Source organism: Hymenobacter norwichensis DSM 15439, from assembly GCF_000420705.1.
GTDB classification, from domain to species: domain Bacteria; phylum Bacteroidota; class Bacteroidia; order Cytophagales; family Hymenobacteraceae; genus Hymenobacter; species Hymenobacter norwichensis.
Genome location: NZ_ATVL01000011.1, coordinates 353842 through 371062 on the forward strand (window position 1 = coordinate 353842; position 17221 = coordinate 371062).

Annotated in this window: 14 protein-coding genes and 1 tRNA gene; 8 read left to right on the forward strand and 7 right to left on the reverse strand. The window is 56.8% G+C overall.

The genetic code is table 11. The features are described from left to right. Positions 1–73: 73 nt before the first annotated feature. The 4 genes from G536_RS0122205 (at position 74) to coaE (ending at position 2816) form a co-directional block, all read left to right on the forward strand. Positions 74–604 carry a DUF1573 domain-containing protein gene (locus G536_RS0122205; RefSeq protein WP_022825807.1) on the forward strand — a complete coding sequence of 177 codons (531 nt, stop codon included), beginning with the start codon at positions 74–76 and terminating at the stop codon, positions 602–604. Between the two features lie 137 nt (positions 605–741). Then, entirely contained in the window at positions 742–1059 is a 318-nt protein-coding gene (gene yajC, locus G536_RS0122210) for a preprotein translocase subunit YajC (RefSeq protein ID WP_022825808.1), read from the forward strand. Between the two features lie 102 nt (positions 1060–1161). Continuing rightward, on the forward strand, positions 1162–2124 hold the full coding sequence (locus tag G536_RS0122215; RefSeq protein ID WP_022825809.1) for a YbbR-like domain-containing protein: 963 nt from the start codon (positions 1162–1164) through the stop codon (positions 2122–2124). A 95-nt stretch (positions 2125–2219) separates the two neighbouring features. Next, a complete protein-coding gene (gene coaE / locus G536_RS0122220) occupies positions 2220–2816 on the forward strand; it encodes a dephospho-CoA kinase (RefSeq protein WP_022825810.1) in 597 nt (198 codons plus the stop codon). Between the two features lie 86 nt (positions 2817–2902). On the opposite strand, the gene G536_RS0122225 is transcribed toward coaE, so the two are convergent. The 3 genes from G536_RS0122225 to G536_RS0122235 all read right to left on the reverse strand — a co-directional run bounded on the left by G536_RS0122225 (position 2903) and on the right by G536_RS0122235 (position 6054). After that, positions 2903–4075 (reverse strand): GNAT family N-acetyltransferase, encoded by a 1173-nt coding sequence (locus G536_RS0122225; protein ID WP_022825811.1) that lies wholly within the window; start codon positions 4073–4075, stop codon positions 2903–2905. Between the two features lie 101 nt (positions 4076–4176). Further along, positions 4177–5862 carry a glycosyltransferase family 39 protein gene (locus tag G536_RS0122230; protein WP_157530852.1) on the reverse strand — a complete coding sequence of 562 codons (1686 nt, stop codon included), beginning with the start codon at positions 5860–5862 and terminating at the stop codon, positions 4177–4179. Positions 5863–5979: 117 nt separating this feature from the next. Then, a tRNA-Val gene (locus G536_RS0122235) sits at positions 5980–6054 on the reverse strand. A gap of 142 nt (positions 6055–6196) precedes the next feature. Between G536_RS0122235 and G536_RS0122240 the strand changes: the two genes are divergently transcribed. Continuing rightward, the gene (locus G536_RS0122240; protein WP_022825813.1) at positions 6197–8767 is read left to right on the forward strand and encodes an AsmA-like C-terminal region-containing protein; all 2571 of its coding nucleotides are present in this window, start codon (positions 6197–6199) and stop codon (positions 8765–8767) included. A gap of 157 nt (positions 8768–8924) precedes the next feature. Next, positions 8925–9815 carry a TerB family tellurite resistance protein gene (locus G536_RS0122245; RefSeq protein WP_022825814.1) on the forward strand — a complete coding sequence of 297 codons (891 nt, stop codon included), beginning with the start codon at positions 8925–8927 and terminating at the stop codon, positions 9813–9815. Positions 9816–9892: 77 nt separating this feature from the next. Here the strand turns inward: G536_RS0122245 and G536_RS0122250 are convergent, their stop codons facing one another. Both G536_RS0122250 and G536_RS0122255 read right to left on the reverse strand, forming a co-directional pair. Continuing rightward, positions 9893–11026, reverse strand: a complete 1134-nt coding sequence (locus G536_RS0122250; protein ID WP_022825815.1) for a mechanosensitive ion channel family protein — start codon at positions 11024–11026, stop codon at positions 9893–9895. A 193-nt stretch (positions 11027–11219) separates the two neighbouring features. Beyond that, a complete protein-coding gene (locus G536_RS0122255) occupies positions 11220–12449 on the reverse strand; it encodes a Glu/Leu/Phe/Val dehydrogenase dimerization domain-containing protein (protein ID WP_022825816.1) in 1230 nt (409 codons plus the stop codon). 297 nt (positions 12450–12746) lie between these two features. Between G536_RS0122255 and G536_RS0122260 the strand changes: the two genes are divergently transcribed. Beyond that, on the forward strand, positions 12747–13001 hold the full coding sequence (locus tag G536_RS0122260) for an ArsR/SmtB family transcription factor (RefSeq protein WP_242582784.1): 255 nt from the start codon (positions 12747–12749) through the stop codon (positions 12999–13001). Between the two features lie 160 nt (positions 13002–13161). Here the strand turns inward: G536_RS0122260 and hemA are convergent, their stop codons facing one another. Continuing rightward, entirely contained in the window at positions 13162–14433 is a 1272-nt protein-coding gene (gene hemA, locus G536_RS0122265) for a glutamyl-tRNA reductase (protein ID WP_022825818.1), read from the reverse strand. 315 nt (positions 14434–14748) lie between these two features. Here hemA and G536_RS0122270 point away from each other — a divergent pair, with 315 nt between their 5' ends. Continuing rightward, entirely contained in the window at positions 14749–15927 is a 1179-nt protein-coding gene (locus tag G536_RS0122270) for an ATP-binding protein (RefSeq protein ID WP_022825819.1), read from the forward strand. A gap of 88 nt (positions 15928–16015) precedes the next feature. On the opposite strand, the gene G536_RS0122275 is transcribed toward G536_RS0122270, so the two are convergent. After that, positions 16016–17131: a lipocalin family protein gene (locus G536_RS0122275; RefSeq protein ID WP_022825820.1), complete on the reverse strand. Its 1116-nt coding sequence runs from the start codon at positions 17129–17131 to the stop codon at positions 16016–16018. Positions 17132–17221: the final 90 nt, after the last annotated feature.

Consider the following 17221-nt stretch of genomic DNA (forward strand, 5'->3'; position numbering starts at 1 on the left):
GCCCACGAATAAACCGTAATTTTACGGGAAACTTTTACACCGTACCCGCACGCGTACGGCTCCTGCTACTCATATGAAACGTACTCTTTTTTCCGCTTTCCTGCTGTCCGGCGTACTGCTGACCGGCGCTTGCAACTCCGACAAAACCAGCGAAGTAGGTGCTGAAGGCATGAATGCCGCCGCCACCGAAGCCAGCGAGGCTGCCGCTAACCCAACCGTCGATAACCCGAATGTGGTGTCGGATACGGAAGTGCCTAATCCGAATGCGCCGGTTATGACCTTCGCGCAAACCGAACACGACTTCGGCGACATTCAGCCAGGTGCAGTGGTGAAGCACACCTTCGAGTTCACCAACACTGGCAAGTCGCCGCTGCTGATTGAAAACGCTACCGCTTCATGCGGCTGTACCACTCCCAACTGGACCAAGGAGCCGATTGCACCCGGCGCCAAAGGCACCATCGACGTGCAGTTCGACAGCCACGGTAAGTCGGGCATCCAGAGCAAAGAGGTAGCTGTGCGCGGCAATACGTCGCCAAGCATCACCAAAATCAATATCAAGGCCAACATTTTGCCCGACGGTTCACAAGGCCCAGTAGCGCAATAAGGTGAATTTGCGAAGTGGTGAAATGGTGAGTTGATGACCTCTGGCCGCAGCCTACTTGAGTGTGCTGCCGAGAGTAATGACCTCACCTTTTCACCACTTCAGAATTTCACAATTTCACCACTCCACAACTTCACCATATGTTGCTTACGCTTCTCTTACAAGCCCGCCCGGCTGGCGAAAGCTGGGTTTCCTTTCTGCCGCTGATTGGTATTGCGGTGGTGATGTACTTCTTTATGATCCGGCCGCAGCAGCGCAAAGCCGCCGACGCCAAGAAGTTTCGCGAATCCATTGCTAAAGGCTCTACCATCGTCACGATTGGTGGCCTACATGGCAAAGTGCTGGACCTGAACGACGAATCAGTGACGATTGAAGTGGACAAGGGTACGCGCCTGAAGTTCGACCGCTCGGCCATTGCCCGCGAGGTGAAGCCCGCCAAAGAGGTAGTGAAAGAGTAAGGGCGGAAGGGTAGGGGCTGCGGATAATACAGGAAAGGCGAAGCAGTCTTTAATTGCCTACTTTGTCTTTCGGTTGTGTCCTCTTGTCCTCATTACTGACCCATGTTTTTCAACCGTTCCATCCGTTTGCTGCGCTGGTTTACCAGCCCATTCTACGGGCAGGGACGTAGCTATTGGCAGGCGGTAACGGCTTGTTTCTTGGTAGCGAGCACATTTTGGCTGCTAAATGCGTTGAGCAAAACCTACACCACCCGCATCCTGTACCCGCTGGCGTGGCGCTACAACGAAGCCCGCTACATTCCGGTGCAGCCGCTCCCTACGGAGGTGGCTGTAAACGTAACAGGCCGCGGCTGGAAGCTGCTACGCAAGCAGTTAATGCTGGACGTAAAGCCCGCCGAAATATCCTTGCAGCGCGGCATGCCCGCCACCCGCTACGTAACCGGCGCGGCGGTGCGGCCAGCGTTGCAGACGGCTATGGAGGGCTTGCAGTTCAATTACCTTATCAGCGACACGCTGTGGGTGAGCTTTGATAGGCTTGTGAAGCGGCAACTGCCACTGGCACTTAGTCCTGCTGCCGACGGGTCGGCGCTGCCTTATGCGGCTGTTTTCGAGCCGAAAAGCGTGGTATTCAAGGGGCCGGCCGAACAAGTGGAAGCTCTGGCCGACCCCTACCCAGTGCATCTGCCCCAGGCACCCGCTAGCAGTACCAACGGTACCTTGCGCGTACCGATTGGTGGCCCCGAACTGGTGGTTACCAACGTGCCCGAAGTGAAAGTGCGCCTGCAACCCCGGCCGCTGGTGGTAGTGGCCATGCAAGTGGTGCCCGAGCTGGTAGGGTTTCCAGCCGGCGTAAACTACGAGCTTCAGCCGGCCACAGTGCGCGTGCGGGTGCAGTGCTTTCAGGAGGACACTGCCCGCCTCGACCGGAGCCAAGTGCACGTGCAGCTTCGGTTCGGCTCCTTCATTGGCCCCGATTCCACCCTGCAACCCATCCTGACCGATATGCCCGATGTGGTGCGCGGCAGCCGGGTGGTAACGCCCGCTGTTCGCATCGCCCGGAAATAAGTTTTCGTTATTGGCTGTTCGTTTTTCGATAGTTGGACTGATTGCGAAAACCCGGCCCGAAAAACAAAAACCAATAACGTAAAGCCAACACGAATATGATGCGCATCGGAATTACGGGCGGAATCGGGTCGGGTAAGAGCATCGTTTGCCGCCTGTTCCAGGTGTTGGGTACACCCATCTATGATTCCGACGCGCGAGCCAAGTGGCTGATGGGCCACGACGCGCAGCTGCGCGACCAGCTAACGGCCGCCTTCGGACCCCAGACCTTTAATGAAGGAGGCCAACTCGACCGAGTGTACTTGGCGCGGGTGGCTTTTGCCGAACCTGCTCAACTTGCCCGCCTTAATACCTTGGTGCACCCCGCCGTCGGGCGCGACTTCGAGGTGTGGTCGACGGCCCAGCAAACCGCCGGATACTCGTATATCCTCAAAGAAGCCGCGCTGCTGTACGAGTCAGGCGCGTACCGGCAACTCGACCAAATTATCACCGTGTTTGCGCCCCAAGAGGTGCGCCAAGCCCGCGTGTTGCGCCGCGACCCGCACCGCACCCCCGACGATATCCTGGCCATCATCGGCAAGCAGATGAGCGAGGAGGAAAAAGTGCAGCGTGCCAACCACGTCATTCACAACGACGACCAACACCTACTTATCCCGCAAGTGCTGGCGCTACATGGTGAAATTGTGAAGTGGTGAAATCGTGAGTTTGCTGTTCTAATGTTACCGCTTACATGGATTGCGCAGGTTGAAGATGCAACTCACGATTTCACCACTTCACAATTTCACCTAATGATAGGGCTGCGCTCGAAGGGCCGTTCCCGGTCGAAGAGGAAACGGTAGGTGACGTGCGTTTTGTAGATGCGGGCCCCGATAGAGCGAGTTAGAGCCAGCATCCGTGGGTTGAAGTCGCCAATCCAGTTCATTTCGATTTCCGAATAGCCGGCCTGCATGAATTGGGCGCGGGCGTGCACCATCAGGGCACTTTCTACGCCCTTGCCCTGCCACTCCGGTACCACCCCGAAAATGACGCCGAACAGCTTCTTGTCGGTGCGCTGCTCGTATTTCCGCTTTTCCCACAGAAAGCGCAGCTTGTTCCAGAGGTTGAAATTGCGGCCGACGTGCTTGAAAATTTGGTTTAGCTCGGGCAGGCTCACAAAGAAGGCTACGGGTTCATCGTTGTGGTACGCAAACCAAAGTAGCCGCTCATCTAGCACTGGCTTCATCTGCTTCACCAAATCCCGCGCCTTTTCCAGCGACATAGCCGCAATGCCGCTGTGGTTGGCCCACGCCAGATTGTACACGTGGTGAAAATCACGGGCTAGCTTCTCGGCCTTGCGCTTGTTGGCGTGCCGAAACTGAAAGGTTGGATATTGCTCGGCGTACCGCACCGCCGCGTTGCTGAAGCTAGGGTGCAGTTGCATGGCTACGTCGCGGTGGCAGGTGTACTGCTTGAAATACAGCTGAAACCCGTAGTTCTCGAACAGCTGCTGATAATACGGCGGGTGGTAGAACATACCGTAGTTAGGCTCGGTGAAGCCCGAAACCAGCAAGCCCCAAAACCGGTCCCGCTCCCCAAAATTGATGGGCCCATCCATAGCCTCCATTCCTTGCGCCAGCAGCCAGTTCCGGCAAGCCTCAAACAGCGTGTCGGCGGCCTGTTGGTCGTCAATGCACTCAAAGAAACCCATGCCCCCGGTAGGCAGCGTGGCATCGGCGTGGGCGGTAGCTGGGTTCACGAAAGCCGCCACCCGGCCAATGGTTGCTCCGGTAGCATCGGTCAGAATCCAGCGAATAACGTCACCAGTGGCTAGGTTAGGATTCCGCTTCGGGTCGAATACCACTTCTATTTCGTGGTCGAGGGGCGAAATCCAGTTGGGATGGTTGCGGTAGATGCGCGAGGGCAGGTCCAGGAACTGCCGGACCAGGGCGGGCGTGGTAACTTCGAGCAGAGGCATGAAAGCGGCGAAGAAAAGGGTATGGCTGGCAAACAGAAAAAGCGTCCCAAAGATTACGGTTTTCTACCGGTAAGCCCTGAGTAGCCAGTGTAGGCAGATGCTCACCAGAGTCGATAAGCTGGCGAAACAGTTTGAGGGTCAATGCTATTCACTGGCGGGTGTACGTTGCGAGCAGGCTTATTAGGATCCTGCCTGAATACCGACAGCACCTTCACGCCGCCCGCCCGAATAACGTGCACTTCTGTCCCCAACGAATCGAGGTAGGACTGCGGGTGCCAGCGGTAACCGGCTAGGTAGTAGCGTGCGGTGCTATCAGGAGTATAGCGGAGCCGGGCGCGCTGCTCTGGTTTCAAAATCAGGGTGTTGTTGTAGAGCGGGTAATGCCAGAACGCATTTACCGTTACCGTCGGAGCCGAATCGTGCGCCAGCACCCATTCCAGACCCTGCCGATAGGATAGGCACCAATAGTCGCGCTCAAACAAACGCTCGGCTATCGAGCCCGGCAAAAAGCTGAAATAAACGTTGGCGTGCGGGTGCATTTGGACCATGCGTACGGCCGTGTGAGCTGTTTCGAGTGTCGCCAGCCCCAGCATGGCCAGTGCCAGTACTTGGCGGCCGGGTTGCTGGGCCTGTTGCACCACCAGCTGGCACCCACGTACTGCCCACAGCACCAGCGCCGGATAGATGTAGTAGAGGTGGCGCCAGCCTTCGTACACCACTGTATGCGTGGTCATGACAACGGCCAAGGGCGCCAGTAGCCACAAGGCCAACAGCACATCCAGACGGCCCGCCGCCGTGCGCAGGTAACCGCTAATGCCTGTCCGCCACCACGTACGCAGTGCTGCCAGCAGACCCAGGCCAGCCGCCACCGAGTAAGGCACCGGAATAGTGACCAGCATCCAGACCGGAACGTAATGCCAGGGTAGCTGGATAGTAAGCAGATGCTGGCCCAAGTAGAAATTGGTAAAGCCCCAGGGGTACCGCACCGCATGGGAAGCCACGGCCAGCAGCTCCGGCACGCTCCAGGCCCAAAGATACGGCCAGCCCGCCACCACGCCTACCGCTACCGTGCCGGCATAGATGCTTCCTATCTGCCTGAAACGGCGCCAAGGCAGCACAGTAGCGGCGTTGAAACGCAGTTCCAGCAACAGGCCTATTAGGGTGAACAGCACCAGTTGTAAGCCTTGCACCCGCACGTCCACCGCCAGCGCAGTTGCTAGCCCGTGCAGCACCACACGTTGCCAGCTTGGCTGGGCCAGCAGACGTAGCAGCGTGAGCATAGCCAACGCAAAAAACGCCAGGTACACCACGTCTTTGCCGTTGTAGGAAGCTTCCACGAAGAACCGGGGCGAAAGCACAAGCAGCCCGGCCCCCAGCAAGCCCCAACGCCAGTCCCGGAACCTTTGCGCCCCAATCTGGTACAGCGCCCACACGCCCAGCACGAATATGCTGAATATCAGCGAGTGACGCATTAGGTAGTATGACCGGGAGTCGTGGTCGGTGAAGAGGTAGCTGAGCAGGATAGCCGAAACTTCGAATACCGGGCCGTGGTGCGCATCCGGAAAGTTGCGGATGTCGGGGGTAGTAGCGGCGGCCGGGAAACGCTGCATCTGCTCGGCCGAAAGCACTAGGCTCGCCACGTATTTCAAGTTAACCAAGCCGTTGAGGTGGTTGTTTGGCTCATCCCACGATACGCCGTAGTCCCGCACTAGCAATAGGCCCACCCCAAGTAGCAAGCTAAAGAATACCGCTACGCTGCGCCTGCGAAGTGAGTGAGAAGCGGGCATAGAACGAGCTTAACCGAAAAGGGTAGGAGGGAAAGCAATAGAACTTCCAGCCACGAAGAAACCCGGAAAAGCCAGAAAACAAAAAAGGACAACCGCTAGCGGTTGGCACTATAAAGGTGGGAGATACTGGGTTCGAACCAGTGACCCTCTGCTTGTAAGGCAGATGCTCTGAACCAGCTGAGCTAATCTCCCGAAAAGGCGGCACCGTTTAGGATTGCAAATATGCAGGGTCATTTTCGATTACGCAACTCTTTGTGCGAACTTTACAGTCACAATTTTCTTTGGAGGAGAGATAAATTTGCCCAACTCTTTTAGAGTCAGAAATTTTACCGGATTGAAAAAGCTGCGGCGCTACGTACTTTATTTTTTGCTCGGGGCAGTTTTGCTACTCGGTGGGGCCGTAGCGGGCGTGTGGCTGGGGCAGGACCGCATCATCGCGCTGTTCGTGCAGGAAGTAAATCAGTACCTGCGCACGCCGGTGAAAGTGGGCAAGATGGAAGTGTCGCTGCTCGACCAGTTTCCGCGGGTGTCCATCACGCTGACCAACGTGGTAGTGAGTGGCTCACTGCCCCAGGATACCGTACCGCTGGCTCGCGTCCGGCGCCTCTATTGTGCCTTCGATGCCTGGGACTTGTGGCGCGGACACTACCGCATCCGGGCCGTTACGCTCGCCGACGGTCAAGTATACGTGGGCCACGACCAGCAGGGTCGCCCCAACTACGAGGTGATTCGCTATGACACCACTGCAGCGCCTACTGATAAACCACTGGCGTTCGGGCTTGAAAACATCCGGCTCTCCCGCATCCATACCACTTACCACGACCAGCTTCGGGGGCAGCGCTACACGTTGCAGGTGAAAGACGCGAGGGCGCAGTTAGATGTGAATGACATGCTGGTGGATATCGAAACCCGCGGCGACACGCACATTGAGGCCATTCAGCTGGGGCCAGATGCTTACTTCCGTAACAAGGACCTAGCGCTCAGTACCAAGCTGCGCGTAGACCGCACCGCCCGGCTGGTAACTATTCAGCCCTCGGAGCTAAAAGTGGGGGCGGCGGCCTACAACGTGGCCGGCACTATTAGGTACGCCCAGGACACCAACCTCGACCTGAAGCTGGACGGACGTAATACCGATGCGCAGTCGGTGCTGGCGCTGCTGCCGGCGCGGGTGGTGCGCCGCCTGAGTGCCTACCGCAGCCACGGCGACGTGTACTTTGGCGGCACGGTACGCGGTACGTTGTCCGGGCCAGCCAATCCGCGCCTGGATTTCCGGTTTGGCTGCCGCGACGCTTCGTTTTACCACCCTGACTACAAACAGGCGGTGGAGCATGTATTCCTGACGGGCACATTTAGCAATGGTAGTTTGAAATCGGCGCGTACGTCGCAGCTAGAGCTGCGCGACGTGCGGGGCACCTTGCACGGTAAGCCTTTCAGTGGCAGCCTGCGTTACGCGAACTTCCAAAACCCCGACCTGGCCCTAACCCTACAAGCCGATTTTGACGTGGCGCGGGTATTGCAATTCTATCCGCTGGCGGCCGTGCCCAGTGGCAGTGGTACCGCCCAGCTGCAAGTGTCGTTTGCGGGTAACCTGCGCGAGTTTCAGGCCAGCCCGGCCACGGCCAAGGTGCAGTCGGCGGGCGTGCTGGCGTTGCGGGGCGTGCAGCTCCGTTTCCGCGACGTGGCACAGCCTTTTACCAACCTGAACGGCAGCTTTCAGCTTCGCCGCAACGATGTAGCCATCAACAGTTTCTCCGGGCGGGTTGGAAATTCCGACTTCCGCATGGGCGGCACATTACGCAATGCCTTGGGTTGGCTGCTGGTGCCCCGGCAGCAACTTTTGGTGGAAGCTAGTCTTGACTCCCGACTACTGGACCTCAACCAACTACTTAGTCTCAAGCAGTCGGCTGGTTCGGGTGGGGCTGGCCCGGTCGGCTCTGCTTCTCAAGGATACGCGTTTCGGCTGGCGCCTACGCTGGCTTTGGATGTGCAGGCGCGGGTGCAGCGGGTACGGTTTCGGCGGTTTCGGGGGCAAGAGCTACGGGGTACGTTCCGGTTACGCAATCAGGTGCTGAGTGCGCAGGCGCTGTCGGTGGCGGCGGCGGGCGGGCGAGCTAGTTTCCGTGGCACCCTCGATGCCCGACAGCCTAACCTGCTGCACCTGAGCTCCAGTGCTAGCTGCCAGCAGCTGCCGCTCGACAGCCTGTTTTACGTGTTTGAAAACTTCGGCCAGCAGTTTATCACCAACCGGCACCTGCGCGGTACCCTCACGGCCTCGGCTGAGTCGGATGTGTATTTCACGAAAGCGCTGGACCCGCTCACCGACAAGCTGGAAGCTGAAGTGAAACTGACAGTGCGCAACGGTGAGCTAAACAACTTCATGCCCCTGCAAAAGCTTTCGATGATAGCTGGGCGGGAGCGGCTGCGGCACCTGCGGTTCGCGCAGCTTACTACGCCGGTGTACATCCAGAGCCGCACAGTGTATTTGCCGGAAATGGAAATCCGCTCCAATGTGCGTGCCGCCTCCCTGATTCGCGTCAGTGGCACCCACACCTTCGACCAGCAGATGGACTATCACCTCAGCATCCCGATTCTGCCGGGTTTACTCTCGAAGGTGACACCAGCTGGAAGCACCGGCCCTAGTCTGCTGCTGGCCATCAGGGGGGATGAAGACAACTTCAGCGTAACCTACGACCGGGCCCGGACACAGGTAGCGGGCCCGGCGGCAGGCAACCCGGCTCCCGCCCGGCGGCCGGGCTTACTCGACGGCTTGCTGAACCCAGCTACGGCCGCGCCGGCGGCCCCAAATCGGCCCGCATCCTCGGCGGAGCCACGCAAGCCATTTGAGCTGAAGAAGCCGGAGAAAAAGGCGGCCCAACCCCAGACCGGCGAGTATTTCGAGTTCTGATGGTAACTGGAAACAGCCGGTACGCCACCCCAGGAGCCCGTCCAGCCAATTCGGAATCATGTGGTTGCGGCCGGCCGGACAGTGGTGGCTAACCTAATTGCGGTGGGTGCGTTAAGGTCATCAGCTACGTATTCCCTTCCTTCCAAACCTCTCCACCATGAACGAAAACCAGCTTCTCCAGAACTACTCCGAGCCGGAGAAAACAGCCTACCTGAGCGTAATTGCGAGCTTGGCTTCTGCTGACCGCGAAGCCTCCGCGGCTGAAACGGAGTTTTTGCAAGCCCTTGCGCAACAAGCTGGCCTCTCGGGGGGCGCTACGCAGCAAGTGCTGGCCGCCGCCAAAGACTCGACCAACCAAACCGTGCAAGCCAACCTGGACACCCTGCGCGGCAGTGACCTACGCTTTTCACTGGTTACCGACCTCATCAGCTTTGCCCGCGCCGATGGTGCGTACTCCAACGATGAGGAAGCCATGGTGAACAAAATTTCCACTTATCTGGGTATCAATCAGCAACAGACGCAAGCGCTAGAGCAGGTGGTAGACCAAGCTTCCAAGGTACCGCACGATGCCAGTGACCCAGCCAAACAAGGCTTCCTGGGTGGCGTCACCGACAAGCTCTCAAGTGTAGGTATCCCAAAAGGGGCACTGATGGCTGGCCTGTTAGGTGTAGTGGCCCCTATGGTGATTTCAAAAGTAATGGGTGGCCGCAACCAGAGCAGCGGTGGCGGTATGATGGGTGGCTCGATGGGCGGTCTGCTCGGCGGCGCTATGGGGGGCAATTCGATGGGCGGCCTTCTGGGTGGTCTGCTCGGCGGCGGCTTGCTAAGCGGGGTGCTGGGCGGCGGAAACCAGAGTGCAGCCAATCTGCCGCAGCAAGGCTCCCACATGGGTAGCGGTGGCTTAGGCTCGTTGATGTCGGTGCTGGGCGGCCTGGGTGGTCAGCCCAACTCGGCGCCGCGTAGCGCGGGCGGCGGCGGCCTGGGCAGCTTGCTGGGGGGTAGCGGCTCGATAGGTGGCCTGCTTGGCGGCTTGCTCGGCGGCCGGTAACGGACACCACATACCCGATAAAAAGGAGGAGGCCCCGCAGATGCGGGGCCTCCTCCTTTTTATCGGGTATGTGGTGTTTAGCTAGGATTGGCCGGGTCGAGGCTGTCGGTGGGCGAGGCCAGCTGCACGATGGTGGTGCCGGCATTGGCGAACTGGCCGCCGTGCTGCTCTACCACTTCAATCAGGCGGTAGTTCAGATCCTCTTTCACGTTTAGGTACTCGTCGTAGTTGTTGGTGCTTACAAAGTACTGCACGGTTACTTCTTTGGCCGTGGGCGTAAGGGCCGAGAACTTCACCTCAGCGGCAGAATCCACTAGGTCGTGGGCTTCGATGGCGGTGCGGCTTTCCTGCACAATGGCGCGGAGTTGCTCGCTGGTGGTAGCCTGGCTGAGGCTGAGTGTGAAACTGACCCGACGGGCCGTGCGCAACGAGAGGTTGTCGAGGGGCTTATCAATCATGCTCTTATTGGGCACCGTAACGTAGCTTTTTTCTGCAGTGCGCAGGCGCGTGCTCCGGAATCCCACTTTCTCCACGGTGCCCGTAATGCCACCCACTGTCACTAGCTCGCCCACGGCAAAAGGGCGGTCGAGGAAAATGGTGAACGAGGCAATAAGGTTTTCCAGGCTTTCTTTGGCGGCAAAGGCCACCGCTAATCCCCCAATGCCCAGGCCACCAATCAGGGCCGTTACATTCACGCCAAATACCCGGCTCAGCATTACTAAGAAAGTGAGGGTGATGACCAGCACCTTCAGCAAATCCTTGGCAAACGGAATCAGCTGGTTGTTGAGGTGGGAAGGGGTGGCCTCGGCCCGCCGACGGAACACCGCCACCAGAAAGTCGATGATGCGCAAGGCAATCCAGCCTACCCCCGAAAATACCGCCAATTGATACAGCCGGAAGAAAAACACCTTCAGGGCTGGCTCGTTGCGGGTTATTTCCGAGCTACGTACCGGGTAATCGAGCACCTGGAACGCAAAGTAAGTGGTAACCAAGAAAATAACCACCGACAGCGGCTGAATCAGCAAATCCTGAAAGTGCTGCTCGCCTACGTCTTCGGTCTTGTTGCGGATAAACCGAAACAGAAGCTTGGACAGCAGCTTAGATAGCAGCGTTTTGAAGGCAAAGCCAAACAGCAGAATACCTGCGCACCACAGGTAGGCCTCCACATTGTTGCCCAGAAAACGCTGGTTCAGAAATTCGTTGAAGGTCATTGAGGGGTAGGAGCTTGGAGGCTTGAGAGCTTAAGGTCTTGGTTACCATTCTGATTCTTTCTAACGCGGATTGTGCGGTTTTATGAGAAGCATAGAAAGGCAGGTTTCGCAATGGCAATGAACGAAACCAAGGGTGCATGGTTCAGATAGAACTTCAGCCAAGCTCCCAAGACCCTAAGCCCCCAAGTACCTACTACACTAGCTGCCGCAGCGCCATTTCAAACGACTTCTGCGCCAGCCCAGTGGAGGTGTCGCCTTGTTGGCGGGTGCGGGCTAGAGCTTGCCGAATTACGCGCGAGGTATCGGCGAAGATGGCTTGGTCGGTGATTTCGGCGTTGGTTTCCATGAGGTAGGCAAACACCCGCGCCATGCCGCAGTTGGCAATAAAATCGGGTATTACCGAAGTATGGCTGTCGGCAAACTCGCCAGTGGGGCCGAAAAAGATTTCCGGGTCTTGGAACGGCACGTTGGCCCCGCACGAAATAACCTCTAGGCCGCCGGCAATCAGCTGCTCTACTTGCTCGCGCGTAACCAGCCGCGAAGAAGCCGCCGGAATGAAAATTTCGGCTCCCGAATTCCAGATGCGTTGGTTGATTTCTTCAAACGGCAGCAAGTTACTGGCCATGAGCGTATTGCCTTCCCGTCCCAGAAATAGCGCCCGGATTTCTTCCAGCGTAAAGCCCTCTGGTTTCAGCAAGCCTCCGGCCCGGTCGATAATGCCGGTGATGCGCGCACCTTGGCTGGCTAAGTAGTAAGCTGCCGCTGCGCCCACATTGCCCCAGCCCTGAATGATGGCCCGTTTGCCAGCCACCTGCCGGCTGCCCCATAGCTCGTAGTAGTGGTGCACGGCCTCGGCCACGCCGTAGCCCGTTATTAGGTCGGCCACGGTGTATTTACGGCGCAGGTCGGGCGTGAAGCTGGCGTCTTCCAGCACTTTCACCACGCCTTGGCGCAATTGCCCTAGCTTCTGAATCTTCTGGGGCTCGGTGGCGCGGTAGTGGCCGTTTACAATGCCTTCCTGCGGGTGCCAGAGGCCGTAGTCTTCAGTAATCGGAATGACGTCGTGGATTTCGTCCACGTTCAGGTCGCCGCCGGTGCCGTAGTAGTTTTTCAGCAGCGGAATTACGGCCCGGTACCACCGCTCTAGCACGCCCCGTTTGCGCGGGTCCTGCGGATCGAAGTTGATGCCCGACTTTGCCCCGCCAATAGCTGGCCCTGAAACGGTGAATTTCACTTCCATTGTTTTGGCTAGGCTTTCCACTTCGCGCTTGTCGAGGCCTTTACGCATGCGGGTGCCGCCGCCGGCCGCGCCGCCCCGTAACGAGTTGATAACCACCCAGCCTTCGGCCTCTGTTTCAGCATCTTTCCACTCGAAAACTATTTCCGGACGCTTGTTCTCGAACTTGGCTAGTAGGTCTTTCATGAAAAATCAGGGAGTGAATAAAAGCAATGCGCAATTTTTATGTTCAAATGTAAGCAGCCCCAAGGAAGCTGAGGGGTCTTTCGTCTTCCGACGAATCAATTCGCGTCGCTGGCTCGTTAGAGAGTCTACCAAATTTTTTGCGGGCATTTGCGTTCATAGGAACTCTTTCCATCAGAAATAGCGTATTACCAATATTCCTGACGGAAGTGCATTTTTCTTTTTCAGCCACCGTTGTACATTAGTATGAAACCCTTGCTCTCACGCGTAGAATCCAAGAAAGTAGATAAGGCAGCTGCCATGCTTAAAGTATTAGCTCATCCAAAGCGCCTGGCCATTGTGGACTTGCTGGGCAAAGAGGAGAAGATGACGGTAACCGAAATCTACCGCACCCTCGATTTGCCCCAGGCTATTGCCTCTCAGCACCTGATTACTTTGAAAGACCGGGGCATTCTCTCCTCGTTCAAAGTAGGTACCAAGATTTACTATTCGCTCTCAATTCCAAAGCTGCTCGACGTAATCGACTCGCTGGAAGAGTGCTGCGACACCATGTAAGCACAAGCCCCCAGCTTGTGCCACCCGGAAAAGACCGCCTTTTGACGGTCTTTTTTCGTTTATGCGGCTAATGTGGAGCTTCGCTCTACGGCCTTTGTAAATACAATACGCCCCTGATACATCGTGTATCAGGGGCGTATTGCGTTTGGGCTTTGCAAGCTTAAGCTACTGTCGGCTGGTTTTCCAGGTCGAATAGGTCGGTTAGTACGTCGATGAGGTGGTCAGCTTCGCCACGCTTGCAGGCAGCTTTCAGCTGTACTACCGGGTGCTTCAATACTTTCTGCATCAACGACTTGGTTATTTCGTCCATGCGGCGAGCTTCCTCGGGGCTCATCTTCTTCTGGTAACGGTCCATTTCTTCCTGCCGAATCTGCTCCAAGGCGTTCTTCAGCTTCTGAATGGTAGGCGACACCAACATTTCCTTGCTCCAGTCGTTGAGGCCGGCAATGCTTTCGGCAATGATGGCACGCACCTGCGGCACGGCAGCTAAGCGGCGCTCCAATGCAGCCGAGGCTTTGCTCTGAATGGCGTCGATGTTGTAGACCAGCACGCCTGGTACGGTTTCCACTTCGCCCTCAATGCTACGCGGCACCGACAGGTCGATGAAAAACTTGTAGCTCAGCACATCAAGGTTGGCTACCAGCTCGCGGGTGAAGAATGGGGTAGCCGCGTTGATTGATGAGATGATAATGTCGGCGTCTTTGAGGCCGTGCGCCAGATTCTCGAAGTCCAGCACCTTAAGACCGCACTCCCCGGCTAGCATGGCCGCTTTCGAGCGGGTGCGGTTGCAGATGGTTACGTCGGTGAAGAACTTACTGTCGCCGAAGTGGCGGCAGACATCGGCTCCAATTTCACCCAAGCCCACAATCAGTACGCGCGGGTTGGCTACGTCGGCGGTCAGTTCCTCTACCAGTTCCAGTGCGGCATACGAGGTAGAGGCGGCGCCGTCGCGGAACGAAGTTTCCTGCTGCACGCGCTTGTTGGTGAAGAATACGGTGTGCAGCAGCCGGTGCAAAAACGGTCCGGCCGCATCCTCATCCGCCGACCACTGATAGGCCTGCTTCACCTGGTTGCTGATTTGCAGGTCGCCGACCACTTGCGCATCAAGGCCCATTGCTACCTCGAAAAGGTGCTGTACGGCTTCGTCGGTGGTGGGGAGAATGTCGAAGTAAGGAAAGTACTGGCTGACGTCGGTGAGGTGCTTCATCTCGCCCAGCGCTTCAATAATGGCGGGGCTCTGGTCCTGCTCGGCGGCGTAGTACACCTCAGTCCGGTTGCAGGTGCTGAGCACCAGCAAGTCGCTAAGGTTTAGCTCGTGATGAAGAGTATGCAGGAAGCGGCGGCAGGCGGCTTCGTCCAAGGCAATCAGCTCGCGGATTTCCAGCGGCGCTTTCTTGAAGGACAAACTGACGGCCTTAAACGGGTAGGGCATAGCGTATGGCAACTGCAATTGCAGACGGCAAAATTACGGCACAAATTGGTACCATGAAAACAGTGAATACTACCCTGAGGTTCATCGGTTCCTGAAACTTCGATTCTGGCGTTTCAATGGGCATTATCGAAAGGTAGCCTAACTAAAATCATGCATTATTTAGCCGCTGGCAACCTAGCAAAACAGCTATTTTACCTTGGTAGCCTGGGTAGGCCGTATCTTCGTCGGGCTTAGCTGTTCTATTGCTGCTACTCGTATGAGCGAGCAATTAGGTTGCTTCCACCAGCGTTTAGCTACAAATTCTCTCGCACTGCTTTGATAGGCATCTACGACCAAAAATCCCGCATTAAGCTGCTGATTGTAGCGGTGGCGCTGTTTATTGCGGCGGCTACCGTCATTTATACCAACATCCTGGTACAGCGAGTATCGGAACGGGAGCAGCAACAGATAGCACTGTATGCCAAAACGTTGCGCTACGTAATCAACACCGAGGAGCAGTCCAACGTGTCGTTTCTGATGGATGAAATAATCCAGGCCAACAAAACGATTCCGGTGGTGGTGGTGGATGGCAGCGGCAGCATCGTGGATGCTAAAAACGTGAACCTGCCGAAGGGGCTTTCAGAGAAAGCGGCTACCAGTTTTCTGCGCCGCGAAATTTCGGTGATGAAGCTGCAACATCAGCCCATCGTTATCGACTTAGGCTCTTCGAAAAACTTTATCTACTACAAAGATTCGGCGTTGCTGGCGCAACTGCGGCGCTACCCCTTGGTGCAGCTGGCGGTGGTAGCCAGCTTGGGCATCATTGCATATTTCGCGTTCAGTTACTCGCGGCGCTCCGAGCAGAACCGGGTGTGGGTGGGGCTGGCCAAAGAAACCGCGCACCAGTTGGGCACGCCGCTCAGCAGCCTAATGGCTTGGCAGAGCTACCTGAGTGAAAGTGACCGGTTTAAAGATGAGCCGATTGTGGAGGAATTGGGTAAGGACATCCGGCGCCTCCAGATTATAACTGAGCGGTTTAGCAATATTGGGTCGGTGCCGGTGCTCAAGCACGAGAATATCCTGCGCACCACTCAGAACGCCATTTCGTACCTGCAAAGCCGGGTTTCTAAGAAAGTGGTGTTTGAAATCAAAACCGATTTGCCCACCGACACGCCTGCGCTGGTCAACATCCCGCTGTTCGATTGGGTGATTGAGAACATTTGCAAAAACGCAGTGGACGCCATGGACGGCCGCGGCAGCATCACGCTGCACCTGCGTCGCCCAGTCCGTGACCGAACCTCTATTGCCATTGACATCACCGATACCGGCAAAGGCATCCCCAAGAGCCGCATCGACCGGGTGTTTATGCCGGGCTACACCACCAAAAAACGCGGCTGGGGCCTAGGGTTGGCCTTGGCTAAGCGCATCATCGAGAACTACCACAAGGGCAAACTCTTTGTGAAGTGGAGCGAAGTAGGCCGCGGTACAACGTTCCGGCTGGTACTGAAGGGGTAAGATGGTGAAGTTGTGAAATAATAAGTTTGCTATTCTCATGGCGCTACTTGCGCAGACAAAACACCAAACTCACCACTTCATCATCTCACTAATTCACCTTCTCAGCCGTTACGGTTTCAGCGGCTTCATTTGCTTTCTTCACTTCCTTCTGGTTAGTAAGTTCCACGTAGCTGTTGCCCGTGACGCGCTTGCCGTGGTGAGTACCCTCCACGCGGCACATGCCTTCCCAGTAATGCATTTTGATGCCCGCGAACAGTTTGAGGGTTAGCTCCTGGTCGGGTATAACGGGGGTAATAGTGAGGTCGTAGCCTTGGCTAGGAATACGCAGGCGCCACTTGCTGGGGTAGCGTAGTTTGGATTTTGGACTGGTCCAATAATCCGTGACTTCCAGTTGAAAATCGGACTCGGCGAGGTGGGCATTCTGGTTCTGACTGCCATAGTGCGAACCGCCTCCAATATGCTGACCGGTGGCGCGGTTGTAGAGCTGATAGGCCATGATTTCCTCGCGCGGTTCATCAAGCTGAATGCTGAACCAGTCCCAGCCCATATCCTTGGCCATCACACTGTTGCAGTTCCACTGCCGGTCGTACCACAGCTCGCCTTCCACTTGCCGGGTTTTGCCGCCAATTTCCACGGTGCCAGTGGCTGTGAGGCGGGGGTAGCTGTAGTAGCCTGCTTTGGCGGTGGGGCCGTATTGCTCGTAGCCAGTGCCGCTGTGCATGAGTACCGGCTTAGCAGGCGTGGTTGTGAGGTTGATGGCCTGGTCGGGGTGGGCGGCCATGCGGGCCTGCAAGTGGTACTGCCCTTCCTGGCCGCTCAGAGTCCAGCGCTGAGTTTGCTTGGTGGTAGTAAGGTTGAGGGGCAGGGTAGGAGCTAGTAATTGCGGCAAGCGTTCCACTTTGTAGTCGTAGCGGAACTGCTTGGCTTGCGGATCGGTGAGGGCAAAGTTCACCATCTGCCAGTCCTTCTTACCCGTGACGTTGAAATGGAAAAACACATACTCCACCCCGAACGTCTCGCCGGTGGCTTTGTCACGCAGGTGTCCGGTGAAGTACCACCACTCCAAGGAGTTTTGTTTGTGCACGGCTTCTTCCTGCGGCAGTTGCGCACGCTCGGCAATTACGTCGTGCTTATTGGTTGGTTTGAGTGTGCAACTGGTGGCGGTGAGTAATAGAGCGAGGGTAATGAGCAATAGATTCTTCATACCCTCGAATAAGGATTTCGAGGGTAGAAAGGTTTACACCGCGCCATTTTAGCGGTTGTATTAGCAATTACCGAAACTTACCTCCTACGA